Raw genomic sequence first — 22925 nt, forward strand, 5'->3', positions numbered from 1 at the left:
GGCGCTTCCCCGCACGGTGTAGGCAAGCGAGCAGCCGGACGAGTTTCAATCCTCGCCCGCCCTTGCGGACGGGCGCTTCCTCCAGGGCGTACATGGCGGCGCCGGCCGTATTCGTGTTTCAATCCTCGCCCGCCCTTGCGGACGGGCGCTTCTGTCCCCCTTAAAAGGGGTACAGTTCCAACAATTTACCAGCGCAGTTTCGCGAAACTGGTCAAAATGCCTGAGCAGGGCCGCGCTACACGCTGATCTCTCCTACTAACATGCCGAATTCCATGAGGTTGTCTCATCCGCGAACCCACCCGTGTTTCCGCACGAGCATCAGGTTCGCGCTCAGACAATCAGCGGATCATCATCGAAAAAAATCGTCCGCGTCTGGCCGTAACTCTCCACATTCTTCTCCCTCGGCTCCGTCAGCCGGTACAGACGTAGATTATCCTCCTCCTCGCTGATCTCTCTTAGGAGCTTTCTGCGCAGGTCCTCGAACTTCATCTCATTCACCTGGCACTCGAAAACCGACTTCTGGACCCGCTGGCCGAAGTTCTTGCAGACCTGCGCCACGCGACGCAGGCGCCTGCGCCCCTGTCGCGTTTCGGTATTGACATCGTAGGCCACGACAATCCACATTCGCTCCTCCTAGGAGTAAAGGACGGGTGTGTACTGCTCCAGGTCTCCGCGCAAGTACCGGGCAAGGAGCCTGGCCTGCACGTGGGGCAGCAGCCCGAAAGGCACCTTCTCACTGAGCACGGGATGATGGAACTCCTCCTGCTTCCGCTTCTGGTAGGAAGTCAGGACCTCCTTTCGCCCCGCCTCATTCAGATAAGTGGCGCCGCCCGACCGCACCTCGAAATGCTTTGCCGTAATCTGTTTCCGGTTGATAAGGGTCAGCGCCAGCCGGTCCGCCAGCACTGAGCGGAACTCCTCCATCAAATCCAGTCCAAGCGACGGTCTTCCCGGACGAATAGCATGCAGAAATCCCATCTGTGAGTCGAGCCCCACTCCTTCCACTGCGGTGATGCAGTCATTCAGGAGAAGCGTGTAGAGAAACGACAGTAGACCGTTCATGGGGTCAAGCGGCGGACGGCGGTTCCTGCCGTTCATGGTGAACGAAGCCCGATCCTCTTCCTTCACCATCGTGGAGAAGACGTTGAAATACGCATGCGCCGCCTCTCCTTCCAGTCCCCGGATATGGTCGATGTCCAGAGTATCCTTCAGGTGAAAGAGCGAATCTGCGAGGACTTGCGCAGCTCCGTGCAGCGCGGCTTTCTCTTCATGTGCCCCGGTCTCCCGCGCCCCCCGCATGAGTATCTCCCGTGAATTCTTTATCTTGCCCGCAACGATGTTCCTCGCTACAGCCGCGGCAGATGCGGGATCGCGCATTGCCTCATACTGCGCCTGCCTGAGCAGCACGTTTCCATGGGTTTTACCCGTAACGCGGCACTTGAAACGGCCGTTCCGGCCAAGTATCACTACCGCGCGGCCGTCGTCGGCACAGCGCCCCATTATGAACGGGCTCAACATGACATTACCGAAGGTGACGATGGCCCCAAGGTGGTGCAGCGGTACCTGCATCTGCACCTTCCCGTCCACCTCCACCTTAACCGTCTCATGATCGAGGCAGACGTAAGCCCCCTGAGTCATGACGTAGAGGGTGTTCAAGAGCTGTTTCATGTGGTTTCCTTATGAGAGTTTGTGGAGTTGGGAGTTTTTTGAGTTGAATTCTTGCTCTTCGGTTGATCCAAATACCTGGAAAATCCCATAGTTATTTTTGACGTTTCGTCGGCCATTCCGTACAAATTTTCAAATTGCTCTTGGGTAATGTAATTCTGGTCGAGAGCAATATAGAGAGCAGCCTGTACTTCTGCAGGGGAGCCATGGGCGATAACCAGGAACTGGCAAAATTCACGATTCGACTTTCTGGCGAAACCTTCAGCGATATTTAGCATAATCGACACAGCAGCACGGCGAATTTGATCCCGCAGACCGTAATCTTTAGCAAACGGGCCAAAAGCGTTAAGCAATATATTTCCTTGGTCAACTCCCGCGCCTTCTGCCATGCCTGAATGTCCTCAAATCTCTCTATTTTCGCCATTCCCACTCCCTCCGAAACTCCAAGAACCCTACAAACTCCACAACTCTCTCACAGCTTTCAAACTCCTCCCCTTCTCTCCCACCACGTGGGGCAGGCACGACTCCCGCAGGGAGCATTTCTCGCAACGCTTGTCGTTCACCGGCGGCGGCACGCAGTGCCGGGCCAGGATGTCTTGGACCGAGGCGGCCACCTCCTCTACCCTGTCCCGCATGGTCCGGGTCAAGGCAATCTCCTTCCGCTCCCGCGAGCCGTGCCAGTACAGAGCTCCCTTCTCCACCGGAACTCCGAACATTTCTTCCAGGCACAGTGCCTGGGCGCAGAGCTGAACATAATCATTCTCAAAATCTTTATACCGACCGGACTTATATTCGACTGGGTACGGCTCTCCATTGTGAAACTCCACCAAATCAGCCTTACCTACCAGACTCAAGCGCCGGCACCAGATCGGTAATGCCCTCTCATAGTGAATTGCGCCTACTTCCTGACAGGATTCGATATCAACATTCTCATGCACATCGTTACCGCGCATAGTGTAAAGATTTTCACTCCAAACCTGCTCCACATGCACCAATCCACATCTACGCGGGCAGAAAAGGTAGTGATTCAGGGCGGAAATCATGATCGGTTCAAGATCGTCCATAGTTTCCTTTCAGATACAACAGTTGTCGGCAAAATCAGTTACCGTCAGCACACCGGTCATATAACCGAGAAAATCATCATAGGCCAAAGTCCAGGCGTAAAGAGCTTTTTGCCCACGCAAGGGGGCAACGGCATACCCGATAGCCTTTGCCATATAGATCGCCACAGACTTCTGTTGTATCTCTCTGAAGTCAATCCTGTCATGGTTTTCGATTCGACGACGCAGGTCCTCATCAACGATAACCGTCATAGTATTTGAAGGAACCACGCAAAACAGCTCGTTGACTTCCGGAAAATTGGATTTCTTTTCAGCTTTGACAATAGGATCATCGGCGCACATCCCCTGGTTGCGGTTCCTAATCTCGCGTCTCATAGCTTCCTTGCAGAATTCCGGGGCGATCATCTTTTCCCGATACATATCGGAAAGAACCCGTGCAGAGATCCTGAACGACGGATGCTCTTTGAGGAGTTCGCCTGACTTGATCCTGAAGCCCCATAATTCGGACGTGACGTATTCCCCTGATCTGTTTACCCTGCCCGCAGTCTGGAGCGCGCTTACCAGGCTGCACAATTCGCGTGCCGCCGACCGGAAGGAAAAATCCACCCCCGCCTCAACGCAAGAAGTGGCAACTAATGTCCAGGCGCGGTCATTCTCATCCTTGAGGCGCTTTCTCACACGACTGATGGTTTCCTTACGATGAACGGGTGCCAGGGCCGTTGAGAGATGCTCGACATTGCTTCTGCCATGACGTCTGCAAAATGCTCTGGCGACAACAGCGGCGGATTGCACCGTATTGAGGATAACGAGACGGGGACATGGCAACGTCTCAATCCAGTCGCATAATTCATCCAGCGACATCGCTTCGTCTTTTAGCTTGTAGTGAATACGCTGATTTTCGGCTTTCCGAGCTAATACGGCAGCTTCCGGAGAAACAAGCTCAGGAAGCGGCTCCTGTTTTTCGGAGAATTCCGGAAGTTCCCAGAACCTCGTCAATGAACCGGACGCCATGACGATATAGCATCCCCAATCGCGCACGAGTTCCTGAAGCCATTTCCACGCTTGGGGCCAGAGATGGGCCGGCAGCGCCGCATGGGCCTCATCGATGAAGATGGCGGAACCGGCTAGTTGATGCAGCTTGCGAAGCGTTGCCGGGTGGTTGCTTGCCAGTGTTTCAAAGAACTGCACCGCCGTAGTCACTGTGACCGGCGCATTCCAGAGAAAGGAAAACGCCCGATTTGTCTCCTCCTCGAATTCCGCCTTGTGATGGTGAGCGGCAACGACTCTTTCCCTCTCTACCCCCTCTCCTTCCAGTACAAGCGCCTTGCGATAGACGTCGACCGACTGGTCGATGATGTTGGTAAAGGGAAGCACAACAAAAATGCGCCGTAACCCCTTCTGCGCGGCAACATTGAGCAGATGCGCCATGATAGCCGTCGTTTTGCCGGTACCAACCGGACTGTCGCAGGCGATCAAGCCGTTTTCAGCCCGTTGTGCGTTGCGGCAGGCATCATACACCTGCCGCCTGAGCGCATTCCGTTCCTCCTTCCCTTTTTCAGGAGGTATGTTGGCGACGTAGTTATCAAGGACGGTAAGGCGCCTTTTCGGTTCAAGGGGAACCTCGCCCTCTGGCACGCTATTTCCGCAATGCCTGGCACTGTCTGTATGATCTGCATCCACGAGACAGGACAGAACCATGCGCATAAACAGGGGGAAGGTTGATCCCCTGGTGGGGGTTGACGATATGGTGCTATTCTTGAACAGGGCAACATGAGCGTCCAGATAGCGATGCAACTCTCTATTTGTACGCTCCAAGGCTGAAAGCTCGCGCAGTACCTTCCCTTGCCCTTTAACCTCCTCCTCAGCGAAGGAAGGCAAGCCGGAATGATGGGAATAAACTGACAGCGCGGCCAGGCTATTAGCCTTGAATTTAGCCCCGGCCAGCAAATGGGCGGCGCCTGCGTCCCAGTGAGCGACCGGCAACCTGTCCGCGCCTCCTGTTCTCAGTACCGTCTGATTCATTTCGTCAAGCTTTCCAAGGTCATGGTATGCAGCGGCATATTCAACCGCTTCGCGCAAGAGCACGCCACTGGCTGAATAGACCGCCGCATCTTTCGCAAAGCCAGCCGCCAGACGCAGAACTTCAGAGACATGCTGAAAATACGTCTGTGCTGGAATCCCCCTATCCGGTTTCGGACTGCGAGCAAGATACTCAGGCATTCAGAACTCCATCAAATCATTGCAGCATGCAACCTTGGCTTGAATTTCCTGAGAAAGCGCTGTCGGAATGTCGTATTCTTTTCTGCTCGTGGAGGCGGTTTGTTCGTATTGCTCCTTCCTTGTGGGCGTCAATGCATCAATCAACTTGAAATCTGAACACGAACCAAGTGCTGATTTGTGTTCGATGTGCCAGGCGTGGAGAATCTCAACGTTTGGCCGCACATACGACCGGGAATGGGCATAGGCGTGGGGGATCAAATCCAGCAGCAGTTGAATATCCTTTGCCGTACAGCCTGATTTGTGCGCTGCACTGGGATTCACAAAGAACGGCATGCAGTAAATCCCGTGCTGCACAATCCGGTAAGCCATCGGCGCCATGCCACGGTCTTTATCGCCTTCAACGCCAGCTTTATTGGTGTTGGTGTGGCGCTCGATGATGACCGGAGCAACAGAAAGTCCCATACCGAACTGCACAACGCCAGTCTTGATGCTGGTTGAGGCGTTCTCTTCAAGAAAAGTATTTCCGAACACCCGGGCATCCCAATACTTTTTCTTGAATACCTTTGCTTCGTCCTTCAGCTCTTCCTTGATCTTGCCCCTATCCCGCCCGCGAGATTCAAGTATGTGAAACTCGTCCTCATTGAGGGCACGTCGAGATTTGAGTTCCGTCCATACCGGCCCCTGCTTGTCTTCTACAAGGTCACGCAGCTTGCGTTTGAACGACACAGGAGAAATCTCTCCCAATCCATCGGGACGTTGACGCGGATCGCTCTCACGATCGGGATCGCCGTTAGGGTTGGAGTTGATAGCTTCGATTACGAGGAGGCCGGTTGCACGCATGATCTGGTTCTTGTCGTTGGACATGGTAATGTTCTCCTTTAGTGGGTGGATTCAAGTTATTTGTCATCTGATTCGAGACGGGCAAGGTATCCGAGTAGCATCTGCGCTTTATCGACATCTGTGCAACGTTTCGGCAAGTCAGCGTCCTTCAGTTGAGCAGATACTTCGCCGAGGTTCTTCAGGAAATATCGAACAAGCCCGACATGATCCCCTTCCTTGAGGGTCTGCGCCCATGCGTGGTAGGGTTTGATCCTGCCCCAGAGAACGGACAGTGCCTTGGTTGGCTCTTCCTGAGCCGTCGCCATCAGGGCATTGCCGACAAGTTGAGGGGGGATTGAGTTGTTGCGTACATGCTTGCAGTATTCAAAATGCAAGCTGTCGGCAATATTGAATAGCCTGCCAACGAGAAATGCCGGTGATGTCATGATCTCTCCTTTCGTATAACCGAGTTTGTGTAACAGCAAGCCAATTATCGACGGCAACAGGAGCGGTTGCAGAGTATATTTTCTATCAACTGCGTGAACCTTTCCCTGCACATGAGATTGACCGATTACCAGCAAGAGTGAAGTACTATTGCGGATGAGAGTTCCCAATCCTCGTGTTGTGACCTGCTGTAGTTGAGCGCCAGAACCCAATAATAGACAAAGGGCATCGTTAATGGTGAACCCATACGCGCCTTCAGCATGTGTACCCTGACGCATCCACACGGTATTCAGGCACCAGACCACTTCGGCAGGAAACGGAATCAATGGTTTGTTCCATACCGGTTTGTCACCCTTACTCCTACCAAATCCACGAACTTCAATAGTTGGTAACTCACGGCAACCATTCTGCCAGCCTTGAGCAGAACGGATTACATGATCAGCAGAATACCGACCGTTTGCCATAACCTTGGTACGAGCCTTGTCCATCTTGGCTAAAACAAACACGCGAATCTCACATGCTGCGGTTTCTTTTATCCCACCCCGTAAGGCTAACGTCACCTTTTCAGCTAGTGCTAAAAATCTCTCACTATTATCCTCAGCAGAATCTTCATCGGCATCTCCCATCATCGCGGCCAAAGCCGGCATGTCCTCCGGCATTTCGGAAGGATATGCAAACAACAGCATCGGCCGTTCTAATCGGCGAGAAATGTCACTCCAAGTCTTGCCTTTGCGTTCTTCGCTCCCCAACCATTCCAAGGCTCCTTTCATCCCCTTGCGGACCTCATCACCGGCAGGGAAGGAATGAAAATCAATCATCGCGTATCGAGTCTGGCAAGGAGATTCCTGATTCATGGCGCGGAGAATCACGTTGCCGAGAGCGTTCTTGAAACCGACCGGTGGGAATTTGCTGTCACGGCCCGTTGCATTACAGCCAAAGGCGTCTAGATCCGAGCGACTGGCTTTACCTTTTGCCCCCAGAAATTGCCGGTTCATCCAGCGCTGCACTTCCTGATGGTTGGCCGGAAAGTCAAATTGATCCCAGTCCGCAAGTTCAAGGATGAGCTGAAAATTCTTTGGGATTTTCTTTCCTTCTGGTTCTTTTTCACCACAGAAGAACAGAACATCGATTAGGTTAGCGTTAGGTTCTTCGTGAAGCTTGTTCAGGAGCGCTGATGCGAGCTGTTCCTTGAACGTAGTTGCCGTTAAAATTTTTGTCCTTGAGATCAGCTGAGTTATTGCCTTGCAGTTATCAGGGGCAGCATCGAGAAAATCCGTAATGTCAGCTACGGGTTTCGTGAAGCAGTCTGTCAGCTTTTCTATGGTCGGCTGCTTGCGCCCTCCCTTTTTACCTTTGACCACCTCGGCCCACAAATCTTCACAGGCATCAACAACAGACTTAATTTCGTCAGCAGATAAGGAATGGCCTTTTTCTATGCTCTTTTTCAGGAGCTTCACTTGTTGTTGAGATGGCTCAGATGCAGCCCTAAAGATCGGCGGCATATTAAATGCCGGGAATGATATCCCATTTGCCTTCTCCCATTTCCGAACCTTCTGCACCTGCTCTGACGGGACCGGAGCGATGGCAGAAACATTTCCTGACTTGTTAAGGTAGACCCAATAGGTCACATACTTAGGACACCCCTTGAAACTGGGGTGAATATCTTCAACCTCAATCCCTGCTTTTTCTAGACTAAGGGAGAGTTCGCGCAGTTCATTCAGCATAAATAAGCCTCCCGTTTTTCACCTGGGCATCAGGCGTGTAAATCGGCTGCCTCTCCCCTGCAGGGGTAAATACCGAAAACAGAAAACTGGGGAAGCAGAGATTTATATCCTCCTGTATCCGAGTCTCATCACGAAATGGACCCATATAATCAGGCACGAACTCGCGCCAGCCAAGGCATGGCGTATTGTGCCACTGTCCTTTCTCCAAGCGGCGGTTGAACATACCCTGACAGGCATGCAAGGCGTTGAGCCCCTTGCTGGCCTGTATTCGTGCCTTTTCCGAGAGAGACCTGTTGAAGCGCGCCGGTCTGATTTCGGCATACAGACGATAACAGACATTGATAAGTACCGTTGCCAGCAGTTGATAGCTGCCATTTGGCATAATGGCAGACTTTCGCAAGGGTCCTCCATAGTTGGTGGCATAGTTGTGAAAGACCACAGGCGCACAGATTTCTACCTTAGTCGGCACGATTTCCACGGTCTCGATCCTGACCACCGACTCGAACAACCCTTTTGTCGCCGAATACGTCGGTAAAGGATAGCTCACTGGAGAATCGCCGGTATCCGGCCTTGTCCACATGGCCGTCGGTCCTGCAACCTCCAACTGAATGACATACTCTTTCATCGGCCCCCCTTTCTGTGTCATGTCAGGTAACTGTAAAGTTCACGCTGCGTTTTAAACAAAAAATGGCCGCACCGGCAAGTGTCCGAGCCGCAAACCGAGCCAAAAATTCCGCCGTCCCCCGCAGAGGCTCCTCCAGCCCATGCACCCGCCCATCCTCCGCCACATGCGCAATGGGATCATTCACAGTCAATTCCTCCGGCAACGGATAATTGGCCACCATCACTACCACAAACCCGCGACAAAATAAGTCGCAAATAATTCAACAACTCCAATACTTCTTGAGCACCCACGCGGAACCGCCGTCGGAAACAAAAAACCGCCGCATCGGCCCGTGGCCGACTACGACGGTATCAGGGAGCAAATTCCCATGTGCCCCTCCTGTGCATCAATAAAAACAGGAGCCGACGTTAACACAAAATCATAAGAGCTGCCAATTAATTCGTGTACTTAGTCAGTAAGTACGGAAAACCAGCACGAATGTAGGGAAGTTGCGACATTACATTGGGAAGGAAACGGCGAGAAACTCAGTCGATACTTGCGGAGTAGTGAGCGGCAATCTCACTCTTGAGGAAGACTTCGACTTCCTGGGCCGTGGCGAACGTCAGAGCCTTCTCGGCAAGCTGCTCGACTTCCTTCTTGGAGCAGCGGCGCAGGATACGCTTCACCCGGGGGATCGATACCGAATTCATTGAAAGCTCATTGAATCCGAGCCCGAGGAGGATCGGTAGATATCCTTCCTCCCCTGCCATCTCTCCGCACATGCAGGCGTCAATGCCCGCGGCGTGGGCGGCGTCAACCACCATCTTTAGGGATCGCAGGACCGCTGGATGGAGCGGCTCGTACAGGTAGGAAAGGTGCTCGTTGGTCCGGTCTATGGCGAGTGAGTATTGGATGAGATCATTGGTGCCGACGCTGAAGAAGTCGACTTCTTTGGCGAGCAGGTCGGCGATGATGACGGCAGAAGGAATCTCGATCATGATCCCAATCTCGATCCGTTCGTCGAAGGGTTTTCCCGAAGCGCGCAGCTCCGCCTTCGCCTCCTCCAGAAGCGCCTTCACCGCCCGGATCTCCGCTACACCCGAGATCATCGGGAAAAATATGCGGACCTTGCCCAGTGCGCCGGCACGTAAGATTGCACGAAGTTGGACCTTGAACGTTTCCGGCTCCCTGAGTGACAGGCGAACGGCCCGCACTCCGAGAGCCGGATTGAGTTCGTCGGTCAGGTTCAAATGCGCAGCGAACTTGTCACCCCCTACATCGAGGGTGCGGATTGTGACCGGATGTGGAGCTACGGCATTCACAAGGGCGGAATAAGCGGCAAACTGCTCCTCTTCATCGGGGATGGTGGAGCGGTTGAAGAAGAGCATCTCCGTCCGGTAGAGCCCGATGCCTTCGCCGCCGTGCCCGGTGACTGAAGGCACCTCTTCGATGAACTCCACATTACCCTTGAGCGAAATGCGATGACCATCCAGAGTTTCGGCAGGAAGGTCGCGCAGCTTCATCAGCTCATGCGCCATGTAGTCGTAGTGCTGCTTTCGCCTCAGGTAATCACGGAAGGTATCCTCGTCGGGATTGATTACCACGACCCCGGTGGCACCGTCGATTATCAGGGAGTCGCCGTCTGAAACTTCTGCCGTGATCTTTTCCAGGCCTATGACAGCGGGAATTTCAAGAGCGCGTGCAAGGATTGCGGAGTGAGAGGTCCTTCCCCCCAGGTCGGTAACAAATCCTATGACCTTTTCCTTGTCGATCTGGAGGATGTCGGAAGGGGAGAGGTCGTGGGCGACGACAATCCTTTTCCCCTCGACGTTGCAGATAGGCGCCTGCTGATGGCCGACGAGCTTGCGGAGTATCCGCTCTATCACGGTTTCGACGTCACCGCTTCGCTCCCGGAAATACTCATCCTCGATCCCGGCGAAAAAATCGCGAAACTTCCTCAGGGTCCGCTTCAGTGCTCCTTCGGCATTGCAGAGCTCCACCTCGATGAAGTTAACGGTATCCCTGCTGAGCATTCCATCGTCCATGATCAACAGGTGAGTGTCTATGACGTAAAGATGCTCGGGGCCGCGCTGCTCCGAAATCTGCTGTTTGAGGGACTGCAGCTCTTCCTTAGCCTCCCGCAGCGCGAGCTGGAATCTCGATATTTCCGCACCAACTTCGTCCGGAGAAATCGTCTCCTCTGAAACGGCTACACGGCGTCTGTCGGCAATGGCCACCTGACCGATGGAAATTCCCGGCGAAGCGCCGATACCCTGAACAATCCGATTGTCAGTCTTCGCCGAACCCATTGGCGACAAGTTCCCCAAGAGCTTCCATGGCTTCCGCCTCGTCCGCCCCAGCAGTCTTAATGTTGATGGTACATCCCTTGCCTGCGGCCAGCATCATTATACCCATGATACTTTTTCCGTTAACCTCGATCCCCTCACGCTCCATTTTTATCTCGGAGGAGAAACGGTTGGCCGTCTTGACGAAAAGTGCCGATGCACGGGCATGCAGCCCGAGCTTGTTGACGATGGTGTATTCCCGTTCGATCATGTGGTCCTTGTAGGTTCTAAGAGGTTTTTGAAAAACAGTCATCTCGCCGCCGTCCTCGAAACCGCCGTGTGCGGTGTGGCGCTGTCACGCCTACGTGGGGCATTCTGCGGGTGCAACGATCTGCCATTTTTGAACAACTCGGTTTTTTCAACAACCCTCTAAAAGAATTCCTGCGGGGCCTGCGGTGCAGACTCGATCTATTTCTTCAGATAATCGCCGGCGACGGATATACTCTCTCGGGCGGATTCCTTGAGAATGGGAGCAAGATCCGTCACGGCATGCCTGAGCCGGTCCGAAGCGAACTTGATGATCATCGGCAGGTTCACGCCAGTCAGCACCTCAACCCGTTTTTCCTGGAGAAAGGAAAGACTCATGTTGGAAGGTGTTCCTCCGAACATATCCGTCATAAGTATCACCCCGTCCTGCCCCACCCGCTCGATAGCGCCGGCTATGCCCTCGCGGATAGCCTCTACCTTGTCTTCCGGGAGGATACCCACTGCCTCCGCCCGCTCCAGCGGCCCTACGATCATCTCCGCCGCCTTCAGAAGCTCCCGCCCCAGGCCGGCATGGGTTACCACTACCAATCCGATCATCTGTTATATTCCCTTTTCCATGTCACGATGGGTGACTTTGAGGTTTACCTTCTTGCCCCCGAATACCCTGCGGAGTTCCTCAGTTATCACTACCGAACGATGTCGTCCTCCGGTGCAGCCGATGGAGATTGTCAGGTACGACTTCCCCTCCCGCTGGTAGTGGGGCAGTAGAAACTCAAGCATCTCGAACAGCTTGCCAAGAAACCCGGCAGTCTCCTGTTTTTCCAGAACGTAGTTACGCACCTGGGGGTCAAGTCCCGAGAACTCCTTTAACTCAGGAACGAAGTGGGGGTTAGGAAGGAAGCGCACGTCGAAGAGGAGGTCCGACTCAAGCGGAATGCCGTAGCGATACCCGAAGGACTGGAGATGTACGGTCATCGGACGGGCTTCCTGCCCTCCTCTTATGCGGCTGATCACCTTCTCCCTCAACTGGTGAACGTTCAGCTCGGAAGTGTCTACTACCATGGTGGACAGCCGGCGCAGCCAGGCAAGTTGCTCCCGCTCAAAACGTATTCCTTCGGGAACGGATCCGCTATCGAGAGCGGGATGCCACCACCTTGTTTCCGAAAAACGCCGAATGAGGACTTCGTCCGTAGCCTCAAAAAAAATGATCTCTACATCATGCCCCGCTTCACCAATCTCCTGGAACACCTTCCCGCCAGCCTTGAAGAAATCGCGTCCCCGGATATCGGTAACCAGTGCGACGTCGCGTACCTCCCCCGACTTTTCCACCAGATCGATAAAGGTAGGAAAGAGCGCTACTGGTAGATTGTCGAGGCAGAAGAACCCCTCATCTTCCAGAGCCTTTACGGCGGTGGACTTCCCGGAGCCCGAGAGGCCGGTGATGATGACGATTCGCATACTATTCGACCTCGTCTCCGAGAGGCCGTACGTCGAGGCGTGACAGAAGCCGCTCGTGGAACTCCATGGCCGAGTGGTAGCCCATGCCTTTCAGCAGGAAATTACGGGCGGCAACTTCTATGATGGAGGTCAGGTTACGTCCTGGTCGAACAGGAATTTTGAGGTGTGGAAGCTCGACATCAAGGATTGTGTAAGTCTGATCATCGATACCGAGACGATCATATTCCTGCTCCGGATCCCACTCTACAAGTTCCAGAACAAGATCGATGATCTTTTTCTCCCTGATGGAGGAAACTCCGTACAGGTCCTTTACATTGATGATGCCCAGACCACGGATCTCCATGTGGTGCTGAATCGTTTCCGCAGCTCGCCCTACAAGAGCAGCAGGCACCTTCTTTTTTATATGGACGATATCGTCGGCGACTAGGCGATGCCCCCGGATCACAAGGTCCAGAGCACATTCGCTTTTGCCGATGCCGCTCTTACCAAGCAGAAGAACACCCACACCCAGCACATCCACAAGCACTCCGTGAATGTGGGTAGTCGGAAGCAGCCGCTCTTCGAGAAATTTGGTAATAAGCGAAATGAAGGTGGACGACTGGAGAGGAGTCACAAGCAGGGGAATACCTGCCTTCTCCGTCTCCTCCACGAGAAAATCGGGTGGGATCAGCCCTTTGGTAATGATGAAGCAGGAGATTGGGAACTGGCAGAGTTTTTCGATATGCTTCTCGACCAGCTTCCGTGGAACCTGGTTGAGATATGAAATCTCGGTATTGCCGAGAACCTGCAGCCTGGAGGGGTGGAGATGCTCGACGTACCCGGTCAGAGCGAGCCCGGGTTTCTGGATCCGTGAGCTGTAGAGCCGGTGGTCGAGGCCCTTCGCCCCCGCAAGCAGCTTCAGGTCGAGACCATATTCCTCATCCCTGAGCAGATCTTCGATTGAAAGGCTTATGGTATTCAAAAGCGGCTGTCCTGGTCGCGAATGATGCTGAAGAGGGAGGCTTCGTCCTTAGCTTCGAGCAGCCTCCCACGCACAGTGGAATCCTTCAGCAGACGTGATATCCTTGCCAGCATCTTCAAGTGTATTCCCACAGCTTCTTCTGGGGCAACCAGCAGGAAGAAGAGATGCACTTTTCTGCCATCCAGGGCGTTGAAGTCGATCCCCGAACGGCTGCGACCGAACACGCTGAGAACTTCTCTGGCATGTCGCAGCTTTCCGTGGGGAACAGCTATGCCATCGCCGATCCCCGTACTCCCGAGACGCTCCCTGTCCTGCAAGACCCTGAGAAGCTCTGTCTTATCCACCCCCGGATGGCGCTCCACAGCCCGTAAGGCAAGTTCTTCGAGAACCTCGTACTTGGTTCCAGCCGCCAACTCGGCGATAACATCCTCCTGCTGAAGAACCAGGCTGTTTTTCATCTCTCCTCCAGCCGAGACACCCTAACCTATGCCTTGGAAGGTTCGATCAGGCCGTAATTGCCATCCTTGCGGCGGTAGATAACGTTGATGTTTTCCGTTCCTGCATCCGTAAAGACCAGAAAATCCTTGTGGAGCAAGTCCATCTGCATGACCGCCTCCTCCACCGACATAGGCTTTATGGAAAAGGTTTTGCTGCGAATCACCACCGGCTCTTTGCGCTGCTCGATGCTTTCCGCTTCCACGACACTCTTGACGACCTTCCGCTCGCGGACCACTTCCGAGGGTTTATGCTCCTTGAGCCGCTCCTTGTACCGGCGCAGCTGCCGCTCGATCTTGTCGACCACTGCATCGAGAGCCGAGTACATGTCATTGGTCTCTTCCGCCGCCTTGATGGTTACCCCTTTGGCGGTTATGGTCACTTCGGCGATGTGGCGGATCTTTTCCACAGTGAGAAAAACCTGACTCAGTATGGGTTCATCTATATATTTCTTGATACGCTCCAGCTTTTCTTCTGCATATCCCTTGAGGGCATCGCTGGGCTCCATGTGTCTGAACGTAGTAGTAATCTGCATTGAATCCTCCTTGGAATGGTTATGGAGCTCTTAAAGCTTCGTCGAGTCTTCGCACGACGGGAGTTGCAAAAGTATCAGAAGAATCTTTTTCGCTCCGATGATGATCCGATACGGAGCATTTCGCGGTACTTGGTCACGGTCCGGCGAGCGATATTGATGTTGTGGGCCAGCAACAGCTCGGCGAGACACTGGTCGCTATAGGGCTTGCGCGGGTCCTCCGACTCAACTATCTCCCTGATCTTGTTCTTGACGCTTTCCGAAGCTATGAAGTCGCCGCCGTTGGTCGATATACCGCTGTTGAAGAAATACTTCAGCTCGAAGAGCCCCTGGGGGGTCTGCATGTACTTGTTGGTAGTGACACGACTGATGGTCGATTCATGCATGCCGATGTCTTCAGCCACATCGCGCAGGACAAGGGGTTTGAGGTATTCGATCCCTTTGTCGAAAAATTCGCGTTGGAACTTGACTATGCTCTTCGCTGTTTTGAATATAGTTCTTTGCCGCTGGTGAATACTCTTGATGAGCCACATGGCCGAGCGCATCTTGTCACTCACATACTCCTCAACTTTACTGTCCTGGACCGTTGTTTTCCAGTCGCCCGAGTAAAGGGGATTGATGCGAAGATTTGGAAGCCCCTCGTCGTTCAGCACCACAACGTATTCTTCACCGATCTTGTGGACGAAAATATCGGGGGAAATGTAATGCACATCATCCTGGCCATAGAGTCGTCCGGGTTGAGGATCAAGGGAGGATATTATCTTGGCAGCAAGAAGGATATCCTCAACGACGCAGCCGAGGCTCTTGGCAATCTGCTTGTACTTGCGGTTCTCAAGGTCCTTGAGGTGCAAGCTTACGACCGTCTCGACCAGTGTGTCCTGCATATCGAGCTGGTGAACCTGAATCAGCAGGCACTCGCGCAGGTCCCTGGCCCCTACTCCCGGAGGGTCGAACTCCTGGATACGCGCGAGAACCCCTTCGACGAAAGGTTCCTCCACATTGCACGCAGCAGCCACGTCGGATAGGGAGGCACGGAAGTAACCGTCTTCATCTATGTTGCCGACAATCTCTGCGCCGACTTGTGTTTCCTCTTCCGTCAGGCGGGTCAAGCTGAGCTGCCACATAAGATGGTCGAAGAGAGTCCCTTTTTTTGTAAGTATATTTTCGTAGGAGGGACGGTCTTCATCGTCTTCGTAATATTGCTCCCCCGCGCTGTAATTGTACCCTTCGAGGTAGGTATCCCAATCCATTTCGCGAAGGGTTTCTTCGCCGGCCTGCACCTCTTTGAAGTCAGGCGTCTCCCCCTCCCCCTCAGGCGACACTTCCTTTTCGGCCAGCTCGAATTGCTCAGCCTCCGGACTCTCTTCCTGATCGAGCGCCTCGTCGAGAATCAGATTTTCCTCCAACTCCTGGCGCACAACGTCCTGCAGCTCCAAGCGGGACAACTGGAGGAGCTTGATGGCCTGCTGCAACTGCGGAGTCATAACCAGTTGCTGGACCATTTTCATTTGCTGGCGCATCTCTATGGCCATAAATTCTGCACCTTATCCTGTTACTGTTTGGTCAATCCGCGAAACACCCGGTCATAGCCGGAACTTCTCACCCAGGTAAATCTCCCGGGCCTTCTTGCTCTCCGCAATGTGCTGCGGATCTCCATACTCGAGGACCTGTCCGGCGTTGAGAATGTAAGCCTTGTCGCAGACACCCAGGGTCTCTCGGACATTGTGGTCGGAGATAAGAACCCCGATGCCGCGCCCTTTAAGCTCAGTTATAATATTTTGAATATCCGTTACAGCCAAAGGATCTATCCCCGCAAAGGGCTCGTCCAGGAGAATGAATGCCGGATCGGTTACGAGGGCTCGGGCTATTTCGACCCGCCTCCGTTCCCCCCCCGACAGTGCATACCCCTTGCTTCCTGCAATATGGGTGATGCGGAAGTCCCCGAGTAGGTCCTGCACCTTCCGAAGGCGCGCCTCCCGCGAAAGATCCATGGTTTCAAGTATCGCCAGGAGATTCTGCTCCACTGTCAGCTTGCGGAACACCGAAGGTTCCTGGGGCAGATAACTTATGCCCCTGCGAGCCCGCAAATGCATCGGAAGATCGGTAATCGCTTCGCCATCGAGGAGGATATCGCCGCTGTCAGGATGAGCGAGTCCCACCACCATGTAAAATGTCGTGGTCTTGCCTGCACCGTTAGGTCCCAGGAGACCTATAACCTCTCCGGAAGCTACTTCCAGGTCGACGCCATCTACTACCGCCCGACCGTTGAAGCTCTTCTTCAACCCGACGCAACGAAGCAATTTTGGAGCATGTACCGGGTGTCTCATTAAGGCGCCTCCGGTCACTGCCCCCCCCGGCGCTGACCTGGAACAGCATCACCCTTCGTGCCGATGCTTTTCGAACCCTGACCGGGATGAATCACCGCACGCACACGCTCGTTTGATCCACCAGTCACAGTACTTTTCTGTTCGTCCAAATAGTAAGTGATTACACGTCCCGACACAATGTCATTGCCCTGATAGACCCGCGGATTCCCCTCCAGAGTTATAACACCGCGGCCGTTATCATAGACTGCACTGGCTGCCTCTCCGCGCCTGCTCCCCTGCACTATCCGAACATTTCCGGACGCTTCGACTCTCTCTACGGCTTGCGCCTGCTCAGCATAACGTACAACGAGCCGGTCCGCATAAATTGTAACGTCCCCCTGCTTCGCTACCACCTGGCCCAAGAAGGTGGCCGTTCTGCTGTTACTATCGGAATGTAACTCATTAGCCTTTAACTCGATAGGAGAGGCACTTCGATCCTCTGCCGCCCCCCACGCCGGACAGGCGGCGATCAGGGTACACAGAACCACCGCATGAAACCATGAACGGGCCTTCATCGATTGAGCCTCATCGGGTCTATGGTAGCGGTAACGCCGTTGAAAATACGCAACTCTCTGCCTGCGGTGTGCAACTCCATGCCGACTCCCTTGACCCTCATTCTGCTATCGGCGAAATTCACTTTTCCCGGTGCTCGTATAATTTCACTGCTAGAATCGAAGAACGCTTCGCTGGTCGTAAACTCCATACCGGATGCCGATCGTGCGCTGACATTGCCGTATAGGCGTACATGCTTATTAACGGTATGATAGTCGGCGCGATCGGCAGTGATGGTTATTTCTCCGCTTCTTCGGTCACCGGCAACTTTGAAATTTACTCGGAAAAGCCGCGCCAGATCCTGTTGCTTATCGTATTCAGCCCGGTCCGCAATCAGGTCCCATTTCTCGCTTCCATTTTTTGTTTCGGTAAATCGTATACCTTGAAGAGACATATCGACATTCCCGGGAAGCTGGGGCTGGGGATTGGCCGGAGGCGGAACAGGAGAAACATTAATATACAGTGTAACTCCAATAAAAAAAGCGCCCACAACGACGACTAAAGCCAGCAGCTGCCTGATATTATTACGCTTTATCATATTTTGCCTGAGAGTATAACACCATAGAAAATGGCTGTAAAGTGTATTGTAAGACCGGCGCAAAAATTGGCATAGAGATTGAAAAAGAATTTGAATTCCCGCTATAAAAAGGCCACAGCCGCTAATCCGGAAGCTTCCAAAGATAATTGTAACTCATAGATTGATTCAAAAGCGCCGGCGGCTTCTGTTTTTACTCCTCGCTTGATCCTTTCCTGCCATGTCATAAGAAAATCCTTGATGGAACGGTAGTTGCTTAAAGCTCCTTTAATTAGTAGTTGCCACCTTACATCACCACAAAATAATTGAGTTTTCCTGCGTTGCCCGCAAAGGGTTCTCTACCGTGCCCCCATAAGAGACGCCCCTGTAACCCTTTGTAATACAAATGGTTACAGAACCCTTTCACAGAATTCAGATATCGCTATACAACGGAAGAGAAGCGTGTTTTGACGAAATTATATTAAATTCTGATAATTAAGCTTTCGGACAAGGAGCTGTAAATATGAATCGACGGCGCTGTGCGGATCTTATTATCCACCCTGTGATCATCCGGCTGCTTCTCCTCCTGCTCGTCGCCCTTGGACCGGATGTGACAGAAGCAGCTCTTGACTGTTATGACTGCCATGGCGATCATTATGCGCCCGACATACGCCCTATCGACTCCGCTACTCGCGACCCCGCCTCCGGGGGATTCCCGGGAAATCACCGCACACACCTCCCGACAACCGCTCTGCAGTCCGACTGCGCCATCTGCCATCCCGGCAGTGACCGGTATGACGCCGGACACCGCAACGGCCTTATCAAATTGTCCTCGAAGATAAACAACTCAGCGGCAATCACCACCTACCGCAACCGCACTTCCGCCACCCCCCAGACATCGGTCGTAACTTCCGGCTCCTGCTCCTCCGTAAACTGCCATTTCGAAACCTCCACCCCGGCATGGGGAACGGATCGGCTCCAGCGAACCAGTTGCAACACCTGTCACAGTGCACCTCCTACCGACGGAAGCCATGGCAAGAAGCATGGTGACTATTTTGGAACCGGCACCGACAGCTGCAGCAACTGCCATATTGATCACAGTGCCGAACCGGATCCGCTTGCACATGCCCTCGAAGCCGGCAAGCGCTCGCTGGCGGTTCAATTCAGCAAAGCACCGAATGGAGGAGGCAGCTATACCGGCACGACAGCATATCCCTACTACCTTCCCAGCCAGAATCCGGACCGGAACGGCGCCTGTACAAACCTCTATTGCCACAGCGACGGCATTCGCCGCTCCGGCACTATCACGCCACGATGGTCCGACACCGCTACGACCAAGTGCTACTCCTGTCACCGAGGCCGTACTGTCGACAATACGTCGGCCGCCTGCGCAGAGTTGGGAGGCGCGTGGAATTCCTCCAGCGGCCTCTGCACTCCCTTCGTGAACATGACGTCCAATGGCCACGGCAGGCTCGTGGGGGCTCAGTGGATCAGGAAATACGCCTGCTACTTCTGCCATAACGGGACAGTCGACGAGTCCGGCAATATAAAAGACGTCACAAAACACGTCAACGGAGCTAAAGAGGTGGAAATGGCGCCGTTGTGGTCCATAGTCGGGCGTCCAGCGCCCAGTTACGACCCGGTGACAAAAATATGTGACAACGTTTACTGCCATAGCGACGGCACCGCGGCCCCCGGAGCGATACGCCCCTTCTCCTGGGAGGAGAGGGAAACCGAATGTAATACCTGCCATGGCCATCCCCGCGGGTCCTGCGCCAACACCAACTGCCATGACGGCCGAACCGACGGCACAGGTCGCGTCTGGACCATAAAAACCGGATGGAAACCGGGCGAAGACTGGAAAGCTTCTATCCCCATGTTTCCTAACGAGGGGCCGGGAACATCGCGAGCCAACTCGCATCCGCGTCACACAGAAACGGATTTTACCTGTGACCAGTGCCACGCATCCACCGTTCTTAACGGCACTTGCACCGACTGCCACACTACCGGGATACCTCCGGGAAGCATGAGCGAAATCGCCCATATTGACGCCAGGTTCCACGTCAACAAGACGCGGGATGTCGTATTCAAGGATGGAGGGACCTACGACCCTGTAGAAAGAACCTGCAAGAATACCGCTTGCCATACAGGTGGAAATGATCCCGTCTGGGGTGGGTCTGTCAGCAGCGGTGTCATATGCCTCTCCTGTCACGGCACTACCGGAGTTGACGTGGACAGCTTCGGGTTCTTCCAGAGCGGCCTGGTTACGAAGATAAATCTGACCGAATGGGCGACTACAGGTCACGGAAGAAAAACTGCCGACGGCCTATATCCCGGGAGCTCGAATCCGCCGGCTAATTTCCCCGGGAACCCCTGCTGGTACTGCCATGACAACACGGTGCTGCACAAGGACGATACAAATCCGTTCAGGTTGAGGCAGCACCCGCAGTTCTCGAACCGGTTCGAGACTGAATGCGTGTACTGCCACATGACCGGAACCGATGCGGAGTGCCTCAACTGCCACAGCAATCTTCAATCGCTGGCCCCCCAGATGGGAAACAGCGAGGTCATGGCAAAGCACGGCGGGACGACCTACTCATCGGGGTGCATGGCCGCAAACTGCCATGACACCGACGCCACCACCCACAACTCAGGCGCCGGTTTCTGGAACGAGCAGCAGAAAGCGGACGTAAAAAACCAATACCTCATGATGGGTGTCTGCCTCAAGTGCCACGACGACGACTCAAACGGCAAATGCACGGGATGCCATGCCGCGCCACCCGATAATCCATTGAAGTACACCCTCGGGTTCGACCCGGGCACCGGATTCATTAAGCCCAGGAAGGCCATAGCCTCTTCGGTGCACTTCGGCTACAAGCACAACAGGGCATATATAAAGGATGGCACATGGAAAGGGGGCAAGTTCTGCTGGGATTGCCACGACCCTCACGGAGACAAGAACATCTATATGGTCCAAGGGCAGGTTGCCACCTCCACCGACGGCACCTTCGGCATCCCTCAGACGAGAGCAGCAGTCTCCTTCACGCGCAAGCAGAGCGGCATCGACTACGCCCGGACGGTGGCTCCCTACAATGGGATCTGCAACGTGTGCCACACCGCCGACAGCAAGCATTACCGCAGTGATGGCGGCGACGGCCATAGTTCCGGCAGGGTATGCACCTCCTGCCATGAACACCGCTTTGCAGACAGTCATGCCGGCAACCAGCAATGCAACTCGTGCCATCAGAACAAGCCTGTTCCACGCCACTCAGGTTTCGGCCTGCCGCGGGACTGTACCAAATGCCATCTGGGAACCATCAACAAGCGGATGGACATAATGGGGCAGTTCGACGGCACCTCTCACCACATACAGGGTACCGCGATCACCAACAGACACTGCTATGCCTGCCACTGGGAATCGACTCCCGAAGGCCTGATAGACAATACCTACCACGAAGGCTACAACTACAAGACCTATACCTCGGTCAAGAATGCAAAGGTGGACCTTGTCCTTTACGGTCCCGGCATCCGGCCAGCGACCTACAAGCTTTACACCACTGCGGTCCAGTTCATGGCGAGCAACATCGGCACGGCAAACGAACGAGCAGAATCCGCAACCATATCCACCCATTGTCTTTCCTGCCACAACGACCAGAACAACAACAGCCGTCCATTCGAAGACGACTGCCGCACGCCTCGGCAGTATGCATGGGACAGACAGAGTATCGCATCACGTTACTCCGACAAGGGAACGACAAAATGGGGGAAATATAACTCATCGACCTTCAACGTCTCCAAGAAGGACTCCATCGGCAAGGCTTTCTCTGCCCATGCTAACGCAGAAGCCAACCTTGGAGGATGGAGTCCTGCCACAGGTCTGGATGATGCGATCCCGATTACGCGGGGCGGGCAGGGGGCACAGGGGGTCCAGTGCTTCGACTGCCACAGCTCCCATGGGTCGAAACTCATCGGGGTGACATCCAGCTACGTGACCTTCAACGGCACGAAGAACGGCGGAAATCTCAAAGAAACCCAAGCCGGCAAAGGGGGCTACAGCATGACTTACAAAGCCTCCTCCTTCACCTCACCCGGAGCCCCCAACCCCTACAACGCCGGCGCAGGACAATGCTTCGACTGTCATATGACCCCGAATGCCGGGACTACCCCCTGGGGGTATCAGTCCACATTTGGCGCGACAGCCCCCATAAAAGGCTATTTCGACTCCGACAGGTTCGGTATGGGAGCAAACGGCGCGACTCAGCGGTTCCCTTACAAAGAGAAACCGAAGAAAGCCGGACACCTGCTCGGCTCTTCGCCGCTCAATTCCGCAGCAGAAGGAACCATCGACGGCCTCTGCACCCCCTGCCACGATCCTCACGGCGTCAGCCAATCTCTCGGCGACAAAAAACAATACGCCGTGCCGCTGCTCAAGGGGACATGGCTGACATCTCCCTACAAGGAAGACACTGCCGCTCTCGGGAAAAGGGCGTATACCCCATATGTATATACGGACCAGAAAACATTCGGCAGCGGGAGAATTACCGAGGACGACACTAAATTTGCCGGCCTCTGCCTACGCTGCCATGCGAAAAGCACGCTGACGGACGGTATAAACAAGAACCAGCCGTGGAGGAGCATCGATCGGGTGCATGAATCGGTCAAAGGGTGGGGGACCAACTCACAGCACTCCTTCTCTTGCTCCAAGTGCCACGCTCCACACGTCACGAGCCTGCCCCGGCTCATGCACACTAACTGCCTTGATTACAAGCATCAGGGGCAAAGGGTCGTCGGGTTGAATGACATCGAAGGAAGCGGAAGCGGTGACGGCGGTTCCGGCCAGGGCAGTTTTCCCACCGGGGCGTACCGGGTCAACTGTCATCCCACTCCCGAAGGGTGGCCCAACAATTCCTGGAACGTGAAGACCCCATGGTAGGCAATGAAATGATACCGGGATCCAT

Annotated in this window: 20 protein-coding genes and 1 CRISPR repeat array (1 of these 21 only partly in view); of the genes, 1 reads left to right on the top strand and 19 read right to left on the bottom strand. The window is 54.2% G+C overall.

The features are described from left to right. Positions 1 to 152: direct repeats of the CRISPR family, unit length 37 nt; unit sequence GTTTCAATCCTCGCCCGCCCTTGCGGACGGGCGCTTC (it extends 2969 nt beyond the left edge of the window). 178 nt (positions 153 to 330) lie between these two features. From cas2 to lptC, 19 genes are all read right to left on the bottom strand, one after another. Beyond that, complete coding sequence (cas2, locus tag CFB04_RS09055; RefSeq protein WP_088534973.1) at positions 331 to 624, bottom strand: CRISPR-associated endonuclease Cas2; 294 nt, start codon at positions 622 to 624, stop codon at positions 331 to 333. A gap of 9 nt (positions 625 to 633) precedes the next feature. Further along, positions 634 to 1668 carry a type I-C CRISPR-associated endonuclease Cas1c gene (cas1c, locus tag CFB04_RS09060; protein WP_088534974.1) on the bottom strand — a complete coding sequence of 345 codons (1035 nt, stop codon included), beginning with the start codon at positions 1666 to 1668 and terminating at the stop codon, positions 634 to 636. Continuing rightward, positions 1665 to 2054 (bottom strand): four helix bundle protein, encoded by a 390-nt coding sequence (locus CFB04_RS09065; RefSeq protein ID WP_197692503.1) that lies wholly within the window; start codon positions 2052 to 2054, stop codon positions 1665 to 1667. Before CFB04_RS09065 ends, cas1c begins: the two co-directional genes overlap by 4 nt. A gap of 63 nt (positions 2055 to 2117) precedes the next feature. Then, a complete protein-coding gene (cas4, locus tag CFB04_RS09070; protein ID WP_088534975.1) occupies positions 2118 to 2729 on the bottom strand; it encodes a CRISPR-associated protein Cas4 in 612 nt (203 codons plus the stop codon). 9 nt (positions 2730 to 2738) lie between these two features. Then, positions 2739 to 4946, bottom strand: coding sequence for a CRISPR-associated endonuclease Cas3'' (locus CFB04_RS09075; protein WP_088534976.1), 2208 nt, complete (start codon positions 4944 to 4946; stop codon positions 2739 to 2741). Continuing rightward, positions 4947 to 5810 carry a type I CRISPR-associated protein Cas7 gene (locus CFB04_RS09080; protein WP_088534977.1) on the bottom strand — a complete coding sequence of 288 codons (864 nt, stop codon included), beginning with the start codon at positions 5808 to 5810 and terminating at the stop codon, positions 4947 to 4949. It abuts the gene before it with no gap. Positions 5811 to 5842: 32 nt separating this feature from the next. Then, complete coding sequence (locus CFB04_RS09085) at positions 5843 to 7933, bottom strand: hypothetical protein (RefSeq protein WP_088534978.1); 2091 nt, start codon at positions 7931 to 7933, stop codon at positions 5843 to 5845. Next, the gene (gene cas5, locus CFB04_RS09090; RefSeq protein ID WP_088534979.1) at positions 7923 to 8558 is read right to left on the bottom strand and encodes a CRISPR-associated protein Cas5; all 636 of its coding nucleotides are present in this window, start codon (positions 8556 to 8558) and stop codon (positions 7923 to 7925) included. The genes CFB04_RS09085 and cas5 overlap by 11 nt, the downstream gene beginning before the upstream one ends. A gap of 524 nt (positions 8559 to 9082) precedes the next feature. Continuing rightward, a complete protein-coding gene (gene ptsP / locus CFB04_RS09095) occupies positions 9083 to 10846 on the bottom strand; it encodes a phosphoenolpyruvate--protein phosphotransferase (RefSeq protein WP_088534980.1) in 1764 nt (587 codons plus the stop codon). Continuing rightward, complete coding sequence (locus tag CFB04_RS09100) at positions 10827 to 11093, bottom strand: HPr family phosphocarrier protein (RefSeq protein ID WP_088536762.1); 267 nt, start codon at positions 11091 to 11093, stop codon at positions 10827 to 10829. Before CFB04_RS09100 ends, ptsP begins: the two co-directional genes overlap by 20 nt. 197 nt (positions 11094 to 11290) lie before the next feature. Then, entirely contained in the window at positions 11291 to 11686 is a 396-nt protein-coding gene (locus CFB04_RS09105) for a PTS sugar transporter subunit IIA (protein WP_088534981.1), read from the bottom strand. A 3-nt stretch (positions 11687 to 11689) separates the two neighbouring features. Beyond that, positions 11690 to 12547: an RNase adapter RapZ gene (gene rapZ, locus CFB04_RS09110; RefSeq protein WP_088534982.1), complete on the bottom strand. Its 858-nt coding sequence runs from the start codon at positions 12545 to 12547 to the stop codon at positions 11690 to 11692. A 1-nt stretch (position 12548) separates the two neighbouring features. Beyond that, complete coding sequence (gene hprK / locus CFB04_RS09115; protein WP_088534983.1) at positions 12549 to 13508, bottom strand: HPr(Ser) kinase/phosphatase; 960 nt, start codon at positions 13506 to 13508, stop codon at positions 12549 to 12551. Further along, positions 13505 to 13966 carry a PTS sugar transporter subunit IIA gene (locus CFB04_RS09120; protein WP_088534984.1) on the bottom strand — a complete coding sequence of 154 codons (462 nt, stop codon included), beginning with the start codon at positions 13964 to 13966 and terminating at the stop codon, positions 13505 to 13507. The genes hprK and CFB04_RS09120 overlap by 4 nt, the downstream gene beginning before the upstream one ends. Before the next feature lie 26 nt (positions 13967 to 13992). Continuing rightward, positions 13993 to 14538, bottom strand: a complete 546-nt coding sequence (hpf, locus tag CFB04_RS09125; protein WP_088534985.1) for a ribosome hibernation-promoting factor, HPF/YfiA family — start codon at positions 14536 to 14538, stop codon at positions 13993 to 13995. Positions 14539 to 14612: 74 nt separating this feature from the next. Continuing rightward, positions 14613 to 16067, bottom strand: a complete 1455-nt coding sequence (rpoN, locus tag CFB04_RS09130; RefSeq protein ID WP_088534986.1) for an RNA polymerase factor sigma-54 — start codon at positions 16065 to 16067, stop codon at positions 14613 to 14615. A gap of 51 nt (positions 16068 to 16118) precedes the next feature. Continuing rightward, positions 16119 to 16862, bottom strand: a complete 744-nt coding sequence (lptB, locus tag CFB04_RS09135) for an LPS export ABC transporter ATP-binding protein (RefSeq protein ID WP_088534987.1) — start codon at positions 16860 to 16862, stop codon at positions 16119 to 16121. A gap of 14 nt (positions 16863 to 16876) precedes the next feature. Beyond that, complete coding sequence (gene lptA / locus CFB04_RS09140) at positions 16877 to 17416, bottom strand: lipopolysaccharide transport periplasmic protein LptA (protein ID WP_088534988.1); 540 nt, start codon at positions 17414 to 17416, stop codon at positions 16877 to 16879. Continuing rightward, positions 17413 to 17991 carry an LPS export ABC transporter periplasmic protein LptC gene (gene lptC, locus CFB04_RS09145; RefSeq protein ID WP_088534989.1) on the bottom strand — a complete coding sequence of 193 codons (579 nt, stop codon included), beginning with the start codon at positions 17989 to 17991 and terminating at the stop codon, positions 17413 to 17415. The genes lptA and lptC overlap by 4 nt, the downstream gene beginning before the upstream one ends. A gap of 499 nt (positions 17992 to 18490) precedes the next feature. Between lptC and CFB04_RS09150 the strand changes: the two genes are divergently transcribed. Then, positions 18491 to 22900 (top strand): CxxxxCH/CxxCH domain-containing protein, encoded by a 4410-nt coding sequence (locus tag CFB04_RS09150; protein ID WP_088534990.1) that lies wholly within the window; start codon positions 18491 to 18493, stop codon positions 22898 to 22900. The last annotated feature ends 25 nt before the right edge of the window (positions 22901 to 22925 follow it).

Origin of the sequence: Geobacter sp. DSM 9736 (assembly GCF_900187405.1) — a bacterium.
Classification (GTDB): domain Bacteria; phylum Desulfobacterota; class Desulfuromonadia; order Geobacterales; family Geobacteraceae; genus DSM-9736.

Bases quoted from the DNA above. Each gene is read 5' to 3' on its own strand.
- cas2 (WP_088534973.1), bottom strand. From the start codon at position 624: ATGTGGATTGTCGTGGCCTACGATGTCAATACCGAAACGCGACAGGGG.
- cas1c (WP_088534974.1), bottom strand. From the start codon at position 1,668: ATGAAACAGCTCTTGAACACCCTCTACGTCATGACTCAGGGGGCTTAC.
- CFB04_RS09065 (WP_197692503.1), bottom strand. From the start codon at position 2,054: ATGGCAGAAGGCGCGGGAGTTGACCAAGGAAATATATTGCTTAACGCT.
- cas4 (WP_088534975.1), bottom strand. From the start codon at position 2,729: ATGGACGATCTTGAACCGATCATGATTTCCGCCCTGAATCACTACCTT.
- CFB04_RS09075 (WP_088534976.1), bottom strand. From the start codon at position 4,946: ATGCCTGAGTATCTTGCTCGCAGTCCGAAACCGGATAGGGGGATTCCA.
- CFB04_RS09080 (WP_088534977.1), bottom strand. From the start codon at position 5,810: ATGTCCAACGACAAGAACCAGATCATGCGTGCAACCGGCCTCCTCGTA.
- CFB04_RS09085 (WP_088534978.1), bottom strand. From the start codon at position 7,933: ATGCTGAATGAACTGCGCGAACTCTCCCTTAGTCTAGAAAAAGCAGGG.
- cas5 (WP_088534979.1), bottom strand. From the start codon at position 8,558: ATGAAAGAGTATGTCATTCAGTTGGAGGTTGCAGGACCGACGGCCATG.
- ptsP (WP_088534980.1), bottom strand. From the start codon at position 10,846: ATGGGTTCGGCGAAGACTGACAATCGGATTGTTCAGGGTATCGGCGCT.
- CFB04_RS09100 (WP_088536762.1), bottom strand. From the start codon at position 11,093: ATGATCGAACGGGAATACACCATCGTCAACAAGCTCGGGCTGCATGCC.
- CFB04_RS09105 (WP_088534981.1), bottom strand. From the start codon at position 11,686: ATGATCGGATTGGTAGTGGTAACCCATGCCGGCCTGGGGCGGGAGCTT.
- rapZ (WP_088534982.1), bottom strand. From the start codon at position 12,547: ATGCGAATCGTCATCATCACCGGCCTCTCGGGCTCCGGGAAGTCCACC.
- CFB04_RS09120 (WP_088534984.1), bottom strand. From the start codon at position 13,966: ATGAAAAACAGCCTGGTTCTTCAGCAGGAGGATGTTATCGCCGAGTTG.
- hpf (WP_088534985.1), bottom strand. From the start codon at position 14,538: ATGCAGATTACTACTACGTTCAGACACATGGAGCCCAGCGATGCCCTC.
- rpoN (WP_088534986.1), bottom strand. From the start codon at position 16,067: ATGGCCATAGAGATGCGCCAGCAAATGAAAATGGTCCAGCAACTGGTT.
- lptB (WP_088534987.1), bottom strand. From the start codon at position 16,862: ATGAGACACCCGGTACATGCTCCAAAATTGCTTCGTTGCGTCGGGTTG.
- lptA (WP_088534988.1), bottom strand. From the start codon at position 17,416: ATGAAGGCCCGTTCATGGTTTCATGCGGTGGTTCTGTGTACCCTGATC.
- lptC (WP_088534989.1), bottom strand. From the start codon at position 17,991: ATGATAAAGCGTAATAATATCAGGCAGCTGCTGGCTTTAGTCGTCGTT.
- CFB04_RS09150 (WP_088534990.1), top strand. From the start codon at position 18,491: ATGAATCGACGGCGCTGTGCGGATCTTATTATCCACCCTGTGATCATC.